Annotated in this window: 1 protein-coding gene; it reads right to left on the bottom strand. The window is 38.7% G+C overall.

Annotated elements, in window-relative coordinates; genetic code table 11:
• Positions 1-1,401, bottom strand: a 1,401-nt coding sequence (locus tag ACFIKI_RS08340; RefSeq protein ID WP_375666746.1) for a helicase-related protein, incomplete at its 3' end; no start/stop codon positions are given.
• Positions 1,402-1,443: the final 42 nt, after the last annotated feature.

Below are 1,443 nucleotides of genomic sequence, written 5' to 3'. Positions count from 1 at the left end.
TGTGATAAAGGTCCCTGTTCCAGTGAAAGGGTCAAGAATGGAGACACCTCGTGAACCCAAGCTTGTTCCGAACTCATGACGCAACACATCATCAACAGAATGAATGATAAAATCAACAACCTCAATGGGGGTGTAAACAATGCCTAATTTTTCTACTGTACGTGGAAAAGCATAACGGAAAAATTCATTGTAAAGCTCTACAATTAAACTTTGTTGTGCTTCAAGAGTGGTAATTCCACGCGTGTAAAATTGTACACTCTTAGAAATATTTTTGAGATCTTGAGATTCTTCTTTAGGGGCAACTTTATCAAGGACATTGAGTACACGTTGTAAAGCACAAGAGACGGGATTCTCTTGAACAAACTGATGCCCTTCAAATAAAGCATTAAAGACTGGACGCGTCACAAGATGTTGCGCAAGCATTTCAATTGCATTTTGTTCGGAGATAGTTGTGTTTAAATTGTTACGCAATTCGGTCATAAAATCATTAAACACCTGCCGTGTTTCAGTTTCTGATTTCGTCAAAACCTCAGTTAAGCGTGTGATATGAGTTTGAGCAAGATCACCAACATTTATTGCCCATTTTTTCCAATAGCTAGGGTCGTAAAATCTATTAACAATAGCAGTTCTAATGACATCTTTACTTTTAGAAAAAAGGGGGAGTTCTCCTTGTTCTTCACATGTGTGAGAGGATTCGTAAGTTGCTAACCCAATATTAAGTCCTGAATACTCTAATTTTGAGCGTATAGGTAAATCATCAATAACTGTAGTCGTATCTTCTAACGCAAGTTCTTGAGAAGCAGCAACGATTTCAAGAGCATCGCTTACATCTTGTTTTTTGTGCATATGGTGAATTATTTTATTAAAATTGTCATCATGGGCACGTAAAGCATTGAGAACTTGCCAGATGACATTATACTTTTGGTTGTTTTCTAAGGCTATTTCCGGCGGAATGTCAGCGGGTATCCCAATGGGTAGAATGATATAGCCTCTTTTTTTACCCTCTGCTCGACGCATGACGCGTCCTATCGCTTGAATAATCTCAATTTGACTTTTACGCGGGTGTAAAAATAGAACAGCATCAAGAGCAGGAACATCAACACCTTCAGAAAGACAGCGTACATTGGTAAGTACACGGCAGGTATTTTCCCCCGCATCTTCCTTTAACCATTCAAGTTGTTTTGTACGCTCTTTAGCACTAAAGGTTCCATCAATATGGGCAAGGGTACAGTTAAGAGGAGGAGTATCTTTATAGTTCTTATGAAGAGCGCGCAAAGATTCTTGCACTTTTTCTTTTTTGAATCTCTTGCATATGCGTTTAGAAGTCTCAATATCTTTGCAAAAAGCTAAAGCTCTACGCATGGGCTTGGGGTCATCTTTAAGATCAAGTTTCAGATCCATTTTGGTAAGGGCTCTATAACAGCCATTAATCTTGGTCCTATC

The sequence above is a fragment of the Bartonella sp. TT121SHDZB genome, from assembly GCF_042193415.1.
Taxonomy (GTDB): Bacteria; Pseudomonadota; Alphaproteobacteria; order Rhizobiales; family Rhizobiaceae; genus Bartonella.
Note: the sequence above shows the minus strand (reverse complement) of the source record. Positions and strands in the feature narration are given on the sequence as shown.